Here is a 15,004-nt window from a genome sequence, read left to right as displayed (position 1 = left end):
CCACGCCAAAAGCAATGCAAGCAGCCCTGGTTCGAAACTTTATCGGACTGGGGCTGCTTTATTTTGAGAAACGAAGCATGGGGACGCTCATTTTGCTTCGCTGGATCTGTTCATTCTGCGAAGCAAAATGAACGTCCCCGCGCTTTTTTCAATATAAGCAGCCTTGGTTCGCTCCCAGCGGACCAAGGCTGCTTATATTGTTTAGCGAAGGATTTGCTGAATTAAGCAGGATTTTGGCAAAAAAGGTAGAAAACTATCGAAGTTCTAAATAGATATGGCTACAAATCAGTTTTTTGGCTGTTATTATTTGTTGCAGGTGGGAGAGAACGGGTTCATGTTAAAGCTGGCTAGCTGGGAAGAATTCTGCCGTGAGTTGCAGCAGGATTTTAAGTTATTCCTGTTTATACTGGGAGTTTTTTGTTTGTTTCGCATAGGCTTTATTGCTGTTATGCATTCCTTTTTAAGTGAGAGCGTCACGGTGAGTGATATTGCCGCCGCCCTGTATTACGGCGTTAGGATCAGCCTGAAGAGCGCCGGCCTGCTGGTGCTGCTGCCGCTTATCTTTTGCACCGGTCTCAGGCTGGTTTTTGCCTGGCGGAAGCTGGGGAAAATCCGCCTGTACCTGGGGCTGGCGTATGTTACCCTGCTCAGCTTTTTGTTTCAGGCGCGCATCCCCTACTACCAGGAGTTTCGCATGGCCTTTAATCAACTGGTGTTTAATACTTTTCATGACGATGTAACAGCCATCCTCCATACGGTGGTGGAGCAATATAATCTGCCTGCCAGGATATTGGCGGCTGTCATTACGGCAATGATCCTGGGCCAGTTGCTCAGGCGCTGGCTGGCCGCAAAAACCTATGCCTTTCCCCGGTTTGCCAGGTGGTATCAGAATATTGCCCTGCGGGCGGCGCTGCTTATTGTGGTTTATCAGCTGGCTGTTTTTGTCCGGTTTGGCGGCACGATGACCTATGCTTACAATATTGACTGGGAGAATGCGGGGATTACCAAGGACCAGCTGCTTAATGAAGCGATTCTGGATGATGTGCAGGCCCTGTACAGGGCCTATGTCCTGCATGAACGGGTCAGTTCCTCCACCGGTCTGGACATGGACCCCGGCCGGCTGGTCGAATATGGCGGCTATCTGGCGGAACGGCCTGTACAATCAGGCGAGCTGGCTGATTTTCTCCGCAAACAGGTGGTGGCCGGGACCCAAAACCCGCCCCGGCAGGTGTTTTTGATTATCGGCGAAAGCTATGCCAACTGGCCGCTGCTGCCCCAGTACAGCAGCCTCAATATTGCCAACGGCCTGAAAAGTATTATAGCCCAGGAAGAAGCCGCCTATGTTGACAGCTTTTTGCCCAACGGCATGTGTACAATCTCCGGCGTCATGGGGATATTAACCGGTTTGGCCGAGGCTAATCTGTACCTGAATTATCTGCCTGAATCCTACCGGGAACCCTATGAAACGGCCCTGGCTCCGCAAATGAAACGCCTGGGGTATGCAGCCGATTTCTGGTATGCGGGACCGGCTTCCTGGGAAAAGCTCAGGGATTTTACTCTGGCCCAGGGTTTTGATTCGTTTTACGGCATGGGTGATTTTGCGAGCACCGACAGCAATGTCTGGGGCTGTGACGATTATTTCCTGTACCGGGCGGTGCTTGACCGGATCCGTGACAGGCAACCGGGCTTGCACGTTATTCTTACTGTATCCAACCATTCTCCTTATACAGTTGACCTGGCCCGGGAGGGATTTGATCCCGCAACTGTTGCGGCCGGCCTGCCGGCAAGCCTGAAAAATGATCAGGAGCTGATCAAGAAGCTGGGGCATTTCTGGTATGCCGATAAAATGCTGGCCCAGTTTGTGAAAGAAGCCCGTGAACAATATCCGGACAGTCTGTTCGTCATTGTCGGCGATCATGCCGACAGGGTTAATATTGCAACAAACCCTTCGCTGTATGAACGGTACGGCATTCCCTTTGTCGTCTATGGGAAGGGCATTACCAGGGAATCCCTGCCCGCCCAGGCGGCCGGCAGCCATATCAATATTGTGCCTACCCTGCTGGAACTTATCGCCCCGCCGGGGTTTGAGTATTACTCGGTGGGCCGCAGTCTGACCAAAGGCAATCAATTCGGCATCAACTACGGCTTCTGGATAACACCCGGCTTTATGGGCAAGGCCGACAGCGACTATGCCGAAACCCATAGGGTAAAGCAGGGTCTTGAACCGCCTGACCAGGCAACAATCCGCCGGGAGGTCGATTCAGCCCGGGCGGTTTCCTGGTGGCGGATAAAATACGGCAAGCAGCTACACCATTAGCTAAAAGCCGGGCGGTATTCCGTAAAGAAATCCGCACGTAGCGAGTTTGCGGATTTTAGGAATAGCGCCCGGCTTTTCAGCTTTTGGAGCCTCTGGGCCTAGTACCTCATCTCCCTTAAAACCAAGGATAGTTTGCGCATCTTTTCCCGCACTGCTGCGTTGTCGTCGCCTTACATATGTCCGATATGCGCGGCTCCTCCGCCTTGTATTGCGAAAAAATCTACGCAAACTATTCCCTCGCTTTTAAGAAAGATGAGGTACTAGACTTTTTGCTTATTGTTGTGGTGATGGCAAAAGTAAGATACGGCCCTTGCATTCCAGATCAACTGACGTGGGCAAAGCCAAAGGACCGCGCTAGCGGTTTTTCTTATTTAATTGAACCTGGCGCCGACGGTAAAGTAATATTTGTCCTCGACGTCAACATCTTTTTCATAAACCCGCCGGTAGAAGGTCGTGCTGTGGCGCGGGGTGACATATTCCAGTCCCACATTCGCCTGGGACAGATACGCGTCATGGCGGTTGCCGGCGAAGGTGACATCAGAAAAAGCCAGCAGCTGGGGTGTGACCGGATAGTTAAACTTGCGGCAGTAGCGGACTGTAAAGTCGGAGTAGTCATCGACAAAACTGAGGTGAAGCTTGGAATCGGTGGTATTCACCTCCGTATCCAGTGTATACTGAACATAGGTATTTACAATGCCTGCTCCGATGGTCTCTGCCCCGGCCGGGGGCAGCGGCAGCAAAGTCAGGGTGATAAGTACGGCAGCAACCCGCAACATGACCTACCGACCTCCGTAAGTGTTATGTGGCGTTTTATTCGTGATTGAGGCCGGTATATCCTGCTCTTGGCTGCAAATTTGCCTAAAGCGGCACCGGTGACGGGGTTTGGGTCCTGCTTTAGCCCGGGCAGCAGCGGTAAAAGCGTATTGGAAACTGTCCACTGATTGTGATATACTAATATTTGGATAAAAAAAGATAGAAAGAGAGTGAGGTATATGAAAAAATATCTGACAGCCCTGGCGGTAATGGTCATGTGTCTGGTTTTGCTGACTGCCGGGTGTGCCGGCAGCAATGCCGCTTTGCCTAATCAGCCGGAGTCAAGCCCCAAGCCGCCGCCGGCAGCCGAAACGGCCAGCGCCAAAAACAGCGTGGCCCTGTTTGAGACAACAAAAGGCAGTTTCCGCATTGAATTGTTTGAAGATAAAGCCCCGCTTACAACGAAAAATTTTATTACCCTGGTCAATAAAGGCTATTACAACGGGTTGATTTTCCATCGGGTCATTGAGGATTTTATGATCCAGGGCGGTGATCCGAAAGGCAATGGGACCGGCGGGCCCGGTTACACCATCCCTGATGAGTTTCACCGTGACCTCAAGCATACGGAGGGGGTTATTTCCATGGCCAACGCCGGTCCCAATACCGGCGGGTCCCAGTTTTTTATTACGCTGAAGGCTACGCCGTGGCTTGATAATAAGCATGCCGTGTTTGGCAAGGTCGTGGAGGGGATGGATGTCGTCCACGCGATCGGCAAGGTCAAAACCGGGGCGCAGGATAAGCCGGTGGAGGATGTTGTCATCAAAAAGATTACCATTGAGCCCGGGAAATAACACTAAATTAGGACGAGCCGCCGGATGGCGAAACCCTTAGCTCCTATAGTATTACGTTATTACGGCCGGGAGGAAAAACCGATGGAACTGACAACAATTGAGCAGGCCATAGCCGGATTTGTGAATGAAACCGCACTGAATGGCGCTGCTGAAATCGGGTTGGGGAAAATCTTTGACCGGCCGCTTGTCGGCGTAGCCAGTGCCGCTGATGTTTTGTTTGCGGACCTGAAAGCGGCAGACATTGTCGGTCCCCAGCATTTGCTGCCCCGGGAATGGCTGGCCGGCGCCCAGTCGGTTATCACCTATTTTCTTCCTTTTACCGAGGCTGTACGGCTGGCTAACAGGCAGGGAGACCAGCCTGCTGTCGAATGGCTGTATGCGCGGATTGAGGGGGAGCTTGTCAATGATGCCGTACGCCGGTTTTTGGTGGAATGGTTTGAACAGGCCGGTTATCAGGCGGTGGCGCCGGGGCTTGACCCCCGGTTTGCCGTTGTCAGCCGCAAGAGCAACTGGTCGGAACGGCATGTGGCTTTTGTCGCCGGACTGGGCACTTTTAGCCTGAACAGGTCCTTTATCACCCAGGCCGGAGCCGCCGGCCGGCTGGGCAGTGTTATCGTTACCGCCCCTGCTCCGGTCACCCCCCGCAAGTACCAGCGTCATGATGAATACTGCAGCAAATGCGGCGCCTGTATCCGGCGCTGCCCGCCCCAGGCCATTGACAACACCGGCAAAGACAATGATCTGTGCGCCGCGTTTCTTGACCGTACTGCTGAGCGGTTCAAACCCCGTTACGGTTGTGGCAAATGCCAGACCGCCGTGCCGTGCGAAGCGGCCGTACCTGTCCGCCGGGCCAACTGAAAAATCCTCATGCCCCAACCGCCTGCGGTACCGCAGGCGGTTTTTGCCGTTTCATTCCGGTAAAGCCCTGGCGGCCTGCTTGTCTGCCAATATCAGCAATTCCCCGGCCGGACGGACGAGACCGGCCGGCATGGTTCCGCTCCGGCCGGCAACAAGCGCCGCTAGCACAGCCGCCTTGTCTTCACCTGTTACTAAAAAAATGATTCGGCTGGCAGCATTAAGCACCGGCAGGGTAAGGGTCAGGCGGTAACCGCCCCGGGCCCGGACGTAACTGGCTGTCACCAGGGCGCGGCTTTCGCTGACGGCGGCTGAGCCGGGAAACAGGGAAGCGGTATGTCCATCCTGGCCGAGTCCCAGCAGAATCAGATCAAAAGCAGGTGCCTTGCCGGCCCTGAGGCCGAAGAACCGGACCAGCTTTTGCTCATAGGCGGCAGCGGCAGCGGCGGGTGGTTCATTGCCTGTGTACATGGGAAAAATGTTGTGCCCGGGGACTGCTACTTTACTAAGCAGGGCATCATAGGCCAGACGGTAGTTACTGTCGGTATGAGCCGGGGGGACACAGCGCTCATCGCCCCAGAAGATATATATTTTCTCCCAGGCAATGCACTGTCCGTCTTTGCCGGCGGCCAGCAATTGGTATAAACCCCGCGGGGTTGAGCCGCCGGCCAGGGCGGTTGTAAAACAGCCCCTGGCAGCAATCGCCTGGGCGGCTGCCCCGGCAAACAATCCGGCCGCTTTTTGCCACACGGCCTGGGGGGTGTCAAATATTAAGAGCCGGTGTCCCGGCCTGCCCCGAATTTCCATAGCATTGGATTTCCTCCCAGGTATTCCAGTGTTTGTTGATAGATATGATCTCTTAGGCCGGGCCGCATGGCGTCGCTGATCAGGTCGGTTTCACTGCCTGTTTCCAGGCTGGTTATTTTGGCCGGCGGCGAGTTGGCCGGGAGTGTGATCAGGGTCCGGAGATGCCGGTTATCCTGGCACAGGGTGATGCTAAACTGCGCTGACCGGTCACTGCCGGCGGTCAGGCAAATCTGCTTGATGCCGGCCTCCAGGTGGCTGCCGGCGGGAAAAATACGGAAATGGCAGCGAACAGGGCTGCCGCTGTTGGTTACCGCATCTACGCGGTAACCAACAGCCGGCTGCTCTTCGGTCAGGCCGGAGCGGAGGCTCCAGCCCAGACGGCTGGCCAGCCAGCTGAATAATAGCAATACCTGGCTGTTATTGAGCAGGTGATGACGGGACAGCTGGTGACTGTAGCTGATCTCCAGCTGGTCGACAGCAGCAAGAAAAGGCCGGTAAACCTCCAGATCATAAAGCCCGGCCAGCGCTGCCCGCCAGGGGGTTAACCGTGACCAGTTAATATCCCGGACCTGCCGGGTTGGCAACAGCTCTAAAATCCTGGCAAAACCGCTGTGCGGACTTTTCATCGTTATGGAGTCCAGAATCACCTGCTCGGCGATGGCAGAACACTCCTGAAACAGGGGTTCCTCCGGCTGAAAAGGGCAACGCCACCAGAGAATGACAGGCAGATCATAGGGCAGCAGCATTTTGGCCAGCTGCGGCAGGCGGCTGCTGTTTTCCGGACGATTGGGGATGACAATGTGCTCATAACAGGTGTCGTCAGTACAGGCCAGGGCTAAAGCGCAGCGGGAGCCGTCTGCTTCCCCGCTGCCGGTCTGATCGGGCTGTAAGACGATAGTAATGAACCGGCCGGGGTGATGCCTGGACAAGGCGGCAACGGCCGGGGTGACTGCCGCTGCGCCTTTGCTGTCGGCAACAACGGCCAGTAAACTGACGGCATTTTTCTTAATCAGCGGAATTTCGCTGTCCCTGGTCTGGGCCAGTTTAGCCCATAACCGCCGGAGTTCCTGTTCAATCCGGTCCGGCTCGGGTTCGGCTGTAGTGTAAACAGGGGTATGCACTGTGTTCGCCTCCTGCATCAGTGGTTAGGGTTGACGCCAGCGCCGCTGGTCACAGGCCAGCAGTTGATCCGCCTCAGCCGGTCCCCAGCTGCCGGGCTCATACTGGGGAATGGCCGGCGGGGACTGGTGCCAGGCGGTAAGGACCGGTGTCAGCAGCTCCCAGGTTTTTTCCACCATATCGCCCCGGGCGTACAGGGAGGAGTCGCCCAGCATGGCATCCAACAGCAGGCGGGCATAGGCCTCCGGCGACTTTTGCGCAAAGGTTTCGGCATAGCGGAAGGCCATGTTGACAGGCCTGAGCGTGAGGGCCTGGCCGGGAACTTTAGCGTTAAAACTGAGAGCGATGCCCTCATCCGGCTGAATTTGCAATACCAGGGTGTTGGCCCCCACCGCCCCGCCGGCAGTTGAGGCAAAGAGGCGGTGCGGTGCTTTTTTGAACTGAATCGCAATTTCGGTTACCTGTTTATGCAGGCGTTTGCCTGAACGCAGGTAAAACGGTACACCGGCCCAGCGCCAGTTGTCTATGAGCAGTTTGAGGGCGGCATAGGTCTCGGTTGCGGAGCGGGGATTAATGTTCTTTTCCTGCAGGTAGCCTTTACGCTGCGGGGCTGCCAGGCCGCTGGGGCCATACTGGCCGCGGACCGCGCAGCGGCCGGCCGCTGCGGGGCAAAGGGGGCGTATGGCCTGCAGCACTTTGATCTTTTCATCCCGTACAGCGTCCGTGTCCAGTGATATCGGCGGCTCCATGGCCACCAGCGTCAGCAGCTGCATGACATGGTTTTGAATCATATCCCGGAAGGCGCCGGCCTGGTCGTAATATTCGCCGCGGCTTTCCACACCGATACTTTCGGCGGCAGTGATCTGCACATGGTCAATATAGTGCCGGTTCCACAACGGTTCGAAAATACCGTTGGCAAAGCGGAAGACCATAATATTCTGGACCGTTTCCTTGCCCAGGTAATGATCAATACGGAAAACCTGGTCTTCGGCAAAAACCTGGAGCACCTCCTGGTTAAGCTGTCTGGCACTGGCAAGATCCAGCCCAAAGGGCTTTTCAATGACAATTCTTGTCCAGCCGCCGGTGGGGGAGGCAGCAAGGCCAGACTCGTGCAAACGCCGGATAACCGGGATGAACATGGCGGGCGGAGTGGCAATAAAGAAGAGGCGGTTGCCTTGTGTCCCCCGCCTGTAATCAATTTCAGCCAGCAGCCGGGACAGCTGCTCATAGCTGGACGGTGATGCCGTATCTGTCGTATTATAAAACATGCCGTCGGCAAAGTTTTGCCAGAGGATGTCAGGCAGCGGCCCGGCATCGCTGTACCGGCTGACGGCTTCCCGCATGGTTTGCCGGAATTCCGCATGACTCATCGGGGTCCGGGCGGCCCCCACAACTGAAAAACCGGCAGCCAGCAGGTTTTTGGCGGCCAGGCTGCAGAGGGCCGGTATCAGCTTGCGTTTTGTCAAATCGCCGGATGCGCCGAAGATGACGACTGTGCAAGGCTCAGCCGAACGCCTGCGCCCCAAGCCTTCATTAAGCGGGTTCGTAAAGCCAGCTTCCATCTAGTTCAACCTTTCCGTCGCAGTAGAATTTGGCAGCAGCAAGCGGCTGCTTTTTTATACAGCCGCCCTGCCGTCTGCTGTGGGCCTTGTGGATAGTATGACCGGATGGCAGCGGCTAAAACCGCGGGAACCACATATAATATATATATTCTAAAGACAGCAGGAGGGAATATGCCAAGCAATCAATATGACATCGGTCTCATCGGCCTGGCGGTGATGGGGCAGAATCTGGCCCTGAACATAGCCGGCAAGGGGTTTGCCGTTGCTGTCTATAACCGGACTGTTGATAAAGTATTTCCGTTTGTACAGCGGCGGGGGGCGGGTTTGCCGCTGGCCGGGGCAGCTTCTGTCGCTGAATTTACCGGCCTGCTGGCCAGACCCCGTAAAATTTTGCTGATGGTCAAAGCCGGCGAGCCGGTGGATGATATGCTCCAAGCCTTGCAGCAGCATATCGAGCCGGGCGATATCGTCATTGACGGCGGTAATTCCCACTTTGAGGATACCCGCCGCCGCTGCCGCCAGTGCCGGGAAAAAGGGTTCCATTTTATCGGCCTCGGTGTTTCCGGCGGCGAGGAAGGGGCGCTTACCGGCCCCAGCCTGATGCCCGGCGGTGACCAAGGTGTTTACCGGCAGCTGGAGCCTATTCTGACCGCAATTGCCGCCAAAGTGCCGGGCGGCGTGTGCTGTCAGTATGTTGGGCCTGACGGCGCCGGCCATTATGTAAAAATGGTGCATAATGGCATTGAATATGGCGATATGCAGCTGATCAGCGAGGCCTACCACCTCATGCGCGACGGGCTGGGACTGACGGCCGGCGAGCTGCAGCAGGTCTTTGCCGCCTGGAATCAGGGGGTGCTGGAATCCTTTCTGATTGAAATTACTGCCGCTATCCTGGCCCGGCAGGACCCCGATACGGGCCAGCCGGTTGTCGATGTGATCTCAGATCAGGCCGGACAGAAAGGGACGGGACAATGGACAAGCCAGAGCGCCCTGGAGCTTGGCGTACCTACGCCGACGATTACCCAGGCTGTTTTTGCCCGGTATCTGTCTGCCTATAAGCAGCAGCGCCTGGGGGCCGCCGGCCTGCTGACAGGGCCTGACAGGCGTTATGGCGGCAATAAAGGCGAATGGATTACAGCCATTCACGATGCCCTGTATGCCGCAAAAATCTGTTCTTACGCCCAAGGCTTTGATCTGTTGGCGGCTGCCGGCAAGGCTTACCACTGGGAACTGAATTATGGCGATATCGCCCTGCTGTGGCGGGGCGGCTGCATTATCCGGGCCCGGTTCCTGGCCCAGATCGAAGAGTCGTTCCGGCATAACCGCAGCCTGCCCAATCTTATGGTAGCCCCGTTTTTTCGCCAGGCCCTGACAGACGCCCAGGCTAACTGGCGCCTGGCTGCCAAGACCGGTAAGGAACTGGGAATCCCAACCCCGGCCCTCAGCGCGTCGCTTGACTATTACGACAGCTATCGCAGCGCCCTGCTGCCGGCCAATCTGCTGCAGGCCCAGCGTGACTATTTTGGGGCTCATACCTTTGAGCGGCTGGATAAGCCGGGGGTGTTCCACTATGACTGGTATGCATGACCGGCCGAAAAAATTTTGTCTTTAATAAAAGAACAAGAACGTAAGAGATAAGCCGTAAATCCAAGAAATACACTACAAATATTCAGGCCTTTGACCAAAACGGCACTTTTTATTACTTCCAAACTTTAATGCATTAAAGTAAAATAGAAATGCAGTAAAAAAAGAGTGGGGGAGTAGAGAATGAAAAAATGGATGGCCGCCATGCTGGCACTGGTATTCGCAGGGGTGTTGATCGCCGGGTGCGGGGGCGGTGACAAGAAAAAAATTGTGGTTGGTCTTGATGATAATTTTCCGCCCATGGGGTTCCGTGATGACAACAATAATATTACCGGTTTTGATGTGGATATGGCGAAAGAGGCTTCCAAACGGCTGGGCATGGAAGTGGAATTTAAGCCTATTGACTGGGGCAGCAAGGAGGCTGAGCTGAGCGGCAAGCGGGTGGATGTGCTGTGGAACGGTCTTACTATTACGGAAAAGCGCCGGGAAAATATTCTGTTTACCAAAGCCTATATGGAAAACCACCAGATTATCGTTGTGGCTGCCAATTCGCCTGTAAAAACCAAGGCTGACCTGGCCGGCCGGGTTGTCGGCGCCCAGGAAGGCAGCAGCAGTATTGACGCCATCGAAAAAGATGCGGCTACGCTGAAATCCTTCAAAGAGCTTAAAACATTTGGCGATAATGTGGCCGCCCTGATGGATTTAACAACCGGCCGCCTTGATGCCGTTGTCGTGGATGAAATTGTCGGTCGTTACTACATAGCCAAAAAGCCCGGTGAATATGCCATTCTGACGGAAAACTTCGGCTCCGAGGAATACGGCGTGGGCATGCGCAAAGAGGATACGGAGCTTCTGAACAAGCTGCAGAAAGCCCTGGATGAGATGAAGCAGGACGGTACGGCGGCCAAGATTTCCCAGCAGTGGTTTGGCGAAGATATTGTAAAATAAGGAAGAACTAAATGGATTATATACTGGGCATTTTACCGTCGCTGCTGGCAGGCACAGTGGTGACCCTGCAGATGTTTTTTGCTACGATCGTCCTGGCGCTGCCGCTGGGCCTGCTGCTGGCCCTGGCCCGCATTTCCCGCTGGCGGGCGCTGAGCGGCGCCGTAGGGGTGTATATCTGGCTGTTTCGAGGGACGCCGCTGATGCTGCAGCTGTTATTCATCTATTTTGGCCTGCCGTTCCTGCCCTATATTGGTGTCCGGCTGCCTGACTTTCCGGCCGCGCTGCTGGCGTTTGTGCTCAACTATGCCGCCTATTTTGCGGAAATATTCCGCGCCGGCATTCAGTCCATCGACCGCGGTCAATATGAAGGGGCCAGGGTTTTGGGGATGACTTATATCCAGACCATGCGCCGGATTGTGCTGCCGCAGGTGATAAAAAGAGTGCTGCCGCCGGTCAGCAATGAGACGATTACGCTGGTTAAAGATACCTCCCTGATTTATGTATTGGCTATGAATGATCTGCTCAGGACAACCCGGGCCCTCGTCCAGCGGGATTTCAACACCATGCCGTTTATTGTGGCGGCCGTGTTTTACCTGCTGATGACCCTGGCCCTGACCTGGATCTTCCAGAAGCTTGAACAAAAGTATGCCGTATATGACGAGTAGGAGCATCCCCATGAATATGATACATGCCGTCGGCATTCAGAAAAAGTTTAACCACCTTGAAGTATTAAAAGGCATTTCGCTCACGGTGGCCCAGGGAGAGGTTGTGGCCATCATCGGCCCTTCCGGCTCCGGCAAGAGCACTTTTCTGCGCTGTCTGAACCGGCTGGAAACCATTGACCAAGGGCGGATCGAGATTGCCGGCGATGTGCTTGCCGCCAGCGAGCCTGACGGGAAAATCCGCTATGCCGCCGAAGCTGACGCCAGGCGGATCTGCCGCCGGATGGGGATGGTATTTCAGCAGTTTAACCTGTTTCCGCATCTTACGGTGCTGGAGAATATTATCGAAGCCCCGCTTACCGTCAAAGGTGCCAGGCGCGAGGAAATAATCCCCCAGGCCGAGGCGCTGTTGGGCAAGGTGGGACTGGCCGACAAGCGGGATGTGTACCCTTCGCGCCTGTCAGGGGGGCAGAAGCAGCGGGTGGCCATCGCCCGGGCCCTGGCGATGAACCCGGACATTATGCTGTTTGACGAGCCCACTTCCGCCCTGGACCCGGAACTGACAGGCGAGGTCTTAAAAGCCATGCGCCGGCTGGCCCAGGAGCATATGACCATGATTGTTGTCACCCATGAGATGGCCTTTGCCAGAGAAGTGGCCAACCGTGTGATTTTCATGGATAATGGAGAAATTGTCGAGCAGGGTCCGCCGGCAGCCCTGTTTGGGGCGCCGGCGCAGCCCCGGACGCAGGCTTTTTTACAAAGAGTGGTGTAAGCCCTGGCGGGTACTGAACAGAGCTTCAGTACCCGCCAGTTGTCTGAAATGAGCTAAGAGCAGCAACGGGCGGAAACGCCTCTTTGAAGAAGCATGGGCCGGAAGCGCGGGGACGTTCTTTTTGCTTCTATTTTTTTGGTTATTTGCGAAGCAAAAAGAACGTCCCCATGCTTCCCATGCTTCCGTCCGCGTGTTGCGGCAATTTGCTTTTGACAGCAGGGGAGCCTTTGCGATAAAATAAAGAAGTATTTGTTAAATAGCATGAGGAGTTTATAATGAGCGTTTTAACTGTTGAAAATGTATCCCATGGCTTTGGCGCCCGCACTATTCTTACCGATGCTTCCTTCCGCCTGTTAAAAGGAGAACATGTCGGCCTGATCGGCGCTAACGGCGAAGGGAAATCAACCTTCTTACATATTATTACCGGCCAGCTGACACCCGATGAAGGCAAGGTCGAGTGGTCCAACCGGGTCACGGTGGGGTATCTTGACCAGCACTCTGTCCTGACGAAGGGGAAAACGATCCGGGCTGTGCTGCGGGAAGCCTTTCAGAATATGTTTGACCTTGAGGCCGAGATGCTGGGTTTATATGATAAAATGGGCGACGCGACCGAGGACGAAGTGGAGAAGATGATGGCCGAAGTCGGCGAGCTGCAGGATATGCTGGAACACGGCGGTTTCTATGTCCTTGATGCCAAGATTGAAGAAGTGGCCAACGGGTTGGGGCTGGGCGATATCGGCCTGGACCGGGATGTGGCCGACCTGAGCGGCGGCCAGCGGACGAAAGTGCTGCTGACCAAATTGCTGCTCCAGAATCCCACTATCCTGATTTTGGACGAGCCGACCAACTACCTTGACGTTGAACATATTGAATGGCTGAAAAAATATCTGAAAGGCTACGAAAATAGCTTTATTCTTGTATCTCACGATATTCCGTTTTTAAATGAGGTTGTCAATGTTATTTATCATGTCGAAAACGCCGTTCTCACCCGCTATACCGGTGACTATGAACAGTTCCAGCAGCTGTATGCCGTAAGAAAAAGCCAGGAAGCGCGGGCTTATGAGCGGCAGCAGCAGGAGGTTGACCGGCTGGAGGATTTTATTGCCCGGAACAAGGCCCGGGTTGCGACCAGGGGGATGGCGAACAGCCGCCAAAAGCGCCTGGAGAAAATGGAGATCCTGGAAAAACCGCGGGAGAAACCCAAACCAACTTTCCAGTTCCGGGAAGCCCGGACGCCCAGCCGGTTTATTGTGGAAGCCAGGGAACTGGTATTAGGCTATGATGAACCGCTGACTAAACCGGTGGATATTGTACTGGAGCGAGGGCAGAAAGTAGCCATCAGGGGGGTCAATGGCCTGGGGAAATCAACCCTGCTGAAGACCCTGCTGGGGTTTATTCCGCCTGTAGCGGGGAAAGTAATGCTGGGGGACTACCTGCATTCAGGCTACTTTGAGCAGGAGTCGGGCCGCAACAACAGCCGGACCGCGATGGAAGAAGTCTGGGATGAGTTTCCCGGTCTGACGAATTTTGAGGTCCGGGCGGCGCTGGCGCGCTGCGGCCTGACTAACGAGCATATTACCAGCCAGATGCTGGTGCTGAGCGGCGGGGAGAATGCCAAAGTCCGTTTATGCAAGCTGATGCTTAAAGAGGTGAACTGGCTGGTCCTGGACGAGCCGACCAACCACCTGGATGTGGAGGCCAAAGCCGAACTGAAGCGGGCATTGCTTGAGTTCAAAGGCACGGTTCTGCTTGTTTCCCATGAGCCCGATTTCTATGAAGACTGGGTAACGGCTGTCTGGAATGTCGAGAACTGGACAACCAAAATTGTATAGCCCGCAGGCGGTTTGTGATGCAGTCATAGGCCGCTTTTTATTTGACAGCGTTCGCCTGCATAATTTTGTGGCTGATCTGGAAAAGGTATAAATATCATAGCTTACCGGAGGTTTACATGTATTCTGAAGATATTGCCAGTCTGTGCAGCTCAGCCGTAAAAAAGGCCCAATTTCTCCGGGCAAGTACCGGTAAATATTTATTATCCTCGGCTCTGGCCGGCATCTACGTCGGGTTTGCGGTGCTGCTGGCCTATACGATCGGCGGTTTGCTGTCCCCGGAATACTTATCTTTTGTCCGGATTGCCATGGGGCTGTCTTTCGGCATAGCCCTGAGTCTGGTCACTTTTGCCGGTTCCGAATTGTTTACAGGCAATAATATGACAATGACGGTCGGGGCCTTGGCCAAACAGGTCACTGTGCTGGATTGGGTCAGGGTTAATGTGTTTAGCTTCGCCGGCAATTTGCTGGGAGCGGCTGCACTGGCCGGGCTGTTTATTGCCGCCGGTCTGGCTACAGGCACTACCGCGGCATATATTGCCAAAATCGCCCAGAGTAAGATGTCACTCCCCTGGACGGAACTGGTAGCCAAAGGCATATTGTGCAATATGCTGGTCTGCCTGGCTGTGTGGTGCTCGATCCGCACGAAGGACGAAACAGCCAGGCTGATCATGATTTTCTGGTGCTTATTTGCTTTTATCACCACCGGTTTCGAGCATAGTGTGGCGAATATGACCTTGCTGACGGTTGCCCTGTTTATGCCGGAGGCGGCAGTCGGCTCCTTGGGCGGTTTTAGCTATAATCTGCTGTTTGTTACTATCGGCAATGTGATTGGTGGCGCCCTGGTGATTGGCGCCTCTTACTGGTTTATTTCCCATAAAGACTGCAACTGATGGCGCAAGCGCCCTGCAACCCGGAGCCTGATGAAGGTTCTGGGTATTTTGT

The 15,004-nt window shown here is 54.9% G+C and carries 13 protein-coding genes; 9 read left to right on the top strand and 4 right to left on the bottom strand.

What is annotated here, in order from left to right; genetic code table 11:
- Positions 1-274: 274 nt before the first annotated feature.
- Positions 275-2,317 (top strand): LTA synthase family protein, encoded by a 2,043-nt coding sequence (locus ACZ481_RS21570; RefSeq protein WP_464767390.1) that lies wholly within the window; start codon positions 275-277, stop codon positions 2,315-2,317.
- 371 nt (positions 2,318-2,688) lie between these two features.
- Here ACZ481_RS21570 and ACZ481_RS21565 read toward each other — a convergent pair whose 3' ends face one another.
- Complete coding sequence (locus ACZ481_RS21565) at positions 2,689-3,093, bottom strand: hypothetical protein (RefSeq protein WP_464767389.1); 405 nt, start codon at positions 3,091-3,093, stop codon at positions 2,689-2,691.
- A gap of 216 nt (positions 3,094-3,309) precedes the next feature.
- On the opposite strand from ACZ481_RS21565, the gene ACZ481_RS21560 reads away from it, so the two are divergent.
- Both ACZ481_RS21560 and ACZ481_RS21555 read left to right on the top strand, forming a co-directional pair.
- Positions 3,310-3,921, top strand: a complete 612-nt coding sequence (locus tag ACZ481_RS21560) for a peptidylprolyl isomerase (protein ID WP_464767388.1) — start codon at positions 3,310-3,312, stop codon at positions 3,919-3,921.
- A gap of 81 nt (positions 3,922-4,002) precedes the next feature.
- On the top strand, positions 4,003-4,779 hold the full coding sequence (locus tag ACZ481_RS21555) for a 4Fe-4S binding protein (RefSeq protein ID WP_464767387.1): 777 nt from the start codon (positions 4,003-4,005) through the stop codon (positions 4,777-4,779).
- A 51-nt stretch (positions 4,780-4,830) separates the two neighbouring features.
- Here the strand turns inward: ACZ481_RS21555 and pgl are convergent, their stop codons facing one another.
- From pgl to zwf, 3 genes are read right to left on the bottom strand one after another with little or no spacing between them, the layout of a single operon-like run.
- Positions 4,831-5,583, bottom strand: coding sequence for a 6-phosphogluconolactonase (gene pgl, locus ACZ481_RS21550; RefSeq protein WP_464767386.1), 753 nt, complete (start codon positions 5,581-5,583; stop codon positions 4,831-4,833).
- Positions 5,547-6,704 (bottom strand): glucose-6-phosphate dehydrogenase assembly protein OpcA, encoded by a 1,158-nt coding sequence (locus tag ACZ481_RS21545; RefSeq protein WP_464767385.1) that lies wholly within the window; start codon positions 6,702-6,704, stop codon positions 5,547-5,549. Before ACZ481_RS21545 ends, pgl begins: the two co-directional genes overlap by 37 nt.
- A gap of 24 nt (positions 6,705-6,728) precedes the next feature.
- Positions 6,729-8,264, bottom strand: coding sequence for a glucose-6-phosphate dehydrogenase (gene zwf / locus ACZ481_RS21540; protein WP_464767384.1), 1,536 nt, complete (start codon positions 8,262-8,264; stop codon positions 6,729-6,731).
- Positions 8,265-8,435: 171 nt separating this feature from the next.
- On the opposite strand from zwf, the gene gndA reads away from it, so the two are divergent.
- From gndA to ACZ481_RS21510, 6 genes are all read left to right on the top strand, one after another.
- On the top strand, positions 8,436-9,851 hold the full coding sequence (gndA, locus tag ACZ481_RS21535; protein WP_464767383.1) for an NADP-dependent phosphogluconate dehydrogenase: 1,416 nt from the start codon (positions 8,436-8,438) through the stop codon (positions 9,849-9,851).
- A 180-nt stretch (positions 9,852-10,031) separates the two neighbouring features.
- Positions 10,032-10,796 carry an amino acid ABC transporter substrate-binding protein gene (locus ACZ481_RS21530; protein WP_464767382.1) on the top strand — a complete coding sequence of 255 codons (765 nt, stop codon included), beginning with the start codon at positions 10,032-10,034 and terminating at the stop codon, positions 10,794-10,796.
- Positions 10,797-10,807: 11 nt separating this feature from the next.
- Positions 10,808-11,461 (top strand): amino acid ABC transporter permease, encoded by a 654-nt coding sequence (locus ACZ481_RS21525; protein WP_464767381.1) that lies wholly within the window; start codon positions 10,808-10,810, stop codon positions 11,459-11,461.
- 10 nt (positions 11,462-11,471) lie between these two features.
- Entirely contained in the window at positions 11,472-12,230 is a 759-nt protein-coding gene (locus tag ACZ481_RS21520; RefSeq protein WP_464767380.1) for an amino acid ABC transporter ATP-binding protein, read from the top strand.
- Between the two features lie 275 nt (positions 12,231-12,505).
- Complete coding sequence (locus ACZ481_RS21515) at positions 12,506-14,062, top strand: ABC-F family ATP-binding cassette domain-containing protein (RefSeq protein ID WP_464767379.1); 1,557 nt, start codon at positions 12,506-12,508, stop codon at positions 14,060-14,062.
- Positions 14,063-14,178: 116 nt separating this feature from the next.
- Complete coding sequence (locus tag ACZ481_RS21510; protein ID WP_464767378.1) at positions 14,179-14,952, top strand: formate/nitrite transporter family protein; 774 nt, start codon at positions 14,179-14,181, stop codon at positions 14,950-14,952.
- Positions 14,953-15,004 lie beyond the last annotated feature (52 nt).

It is taken from the genome of Sporomusa intestinalis (assembly GCF_055383785.1).
Note: the sequence above shows the minus strand (reverse complement) of the source record. Positions and strands in the feature narration are given on the sequence as shown.

Excerpts from the sequence above, each read along its gene's own strand:
- ACZ481_RS21570 (WP_464767390.1), top strand. The coding sequence starts at position 275 with ATGGCTACAAATCAGTTTTTTGGCTGTTATTATTTGTTGCAGGTGGGA.
- ACZ481_RS21565 (WP_464767389.1), bottom strand. The coding sequence starts at position 3,093 with ATGTTGCGGGTTGCTGCCGTACTTATCACCCTGACTTTGCTGCCGCTG.
- ACZ481_RS21560 (WP_464767388.1), top strand. The coding sequence starts at position 3,310 with ATGAAAAAATATCTGACAGCCCTGGCGGTAATGGTCATGTGTCTGGTT.
- ACZ481_RS21555 (WP_464767387.1), top strand. The coding sequence starts at position 4,003 with ATGGAACTGACAACAATTGAGCAGGCCATAGCCGGATTTGTGAATGAA.
- pgl (WP_464767386.1), bottom strand. The coding sequence starts at position 5,583 with ATGGAAATTCGGGGCAGGCCGGGACACCGGCTCTTAATATTTGACACC.
- zwf (WP_464767384.1), bottom strand. The coding sequence starts at position 8,264 with ATGGAAGCTGGCTTTACGAACCCGCTTAATGAAGGCTTGGGGCGCAGG.
- gndA (WP_464767383.1), top strand. The coding sequence starts at position 8,436 with ATGCCAAGCAATCAATATGACATCGGTCTCATCGGCCTGGCGGTGATG.
- ACZ481_RS21530 (WP_464767382.1), top strand. The coding sequence starts at position 10,032 with ATGAAAAAATGGATGGCCGCCATGCTGGCACTGGTATTCGCAGGGGTG.
- ACZ481_RS21525 (WP_464767381.1), top strand. The coding sequence starts at position 10,808 with ATGGATTATATACTGGGCATTTTACCGTCGCTGCTGGCAGGCACAGTG.
- ACZ481_RS21520 (WP_464767380.1), top strand. The coding sequence starts at position 11,472 with ATGAATATGATACATGCCGTCGGCATTCAGAAAAAGTTTAACCACCTT.
- ACZ481_RS21515 (WP_464767379.1), top strand. The coding sequence starts at position 12,506 with ATGAGCGTTTTAACTGTTGAAAATGTATCCCATGGCTTTGGCGCCCGC.
- ACZ481_RS21510 (WP_464767378.1), top strand. The coding sequence starts at position 14,179 with ATGTATTCTGAAGATATTGCCAGTCTGTGCAGCTCAGCCGTAAAAAAG.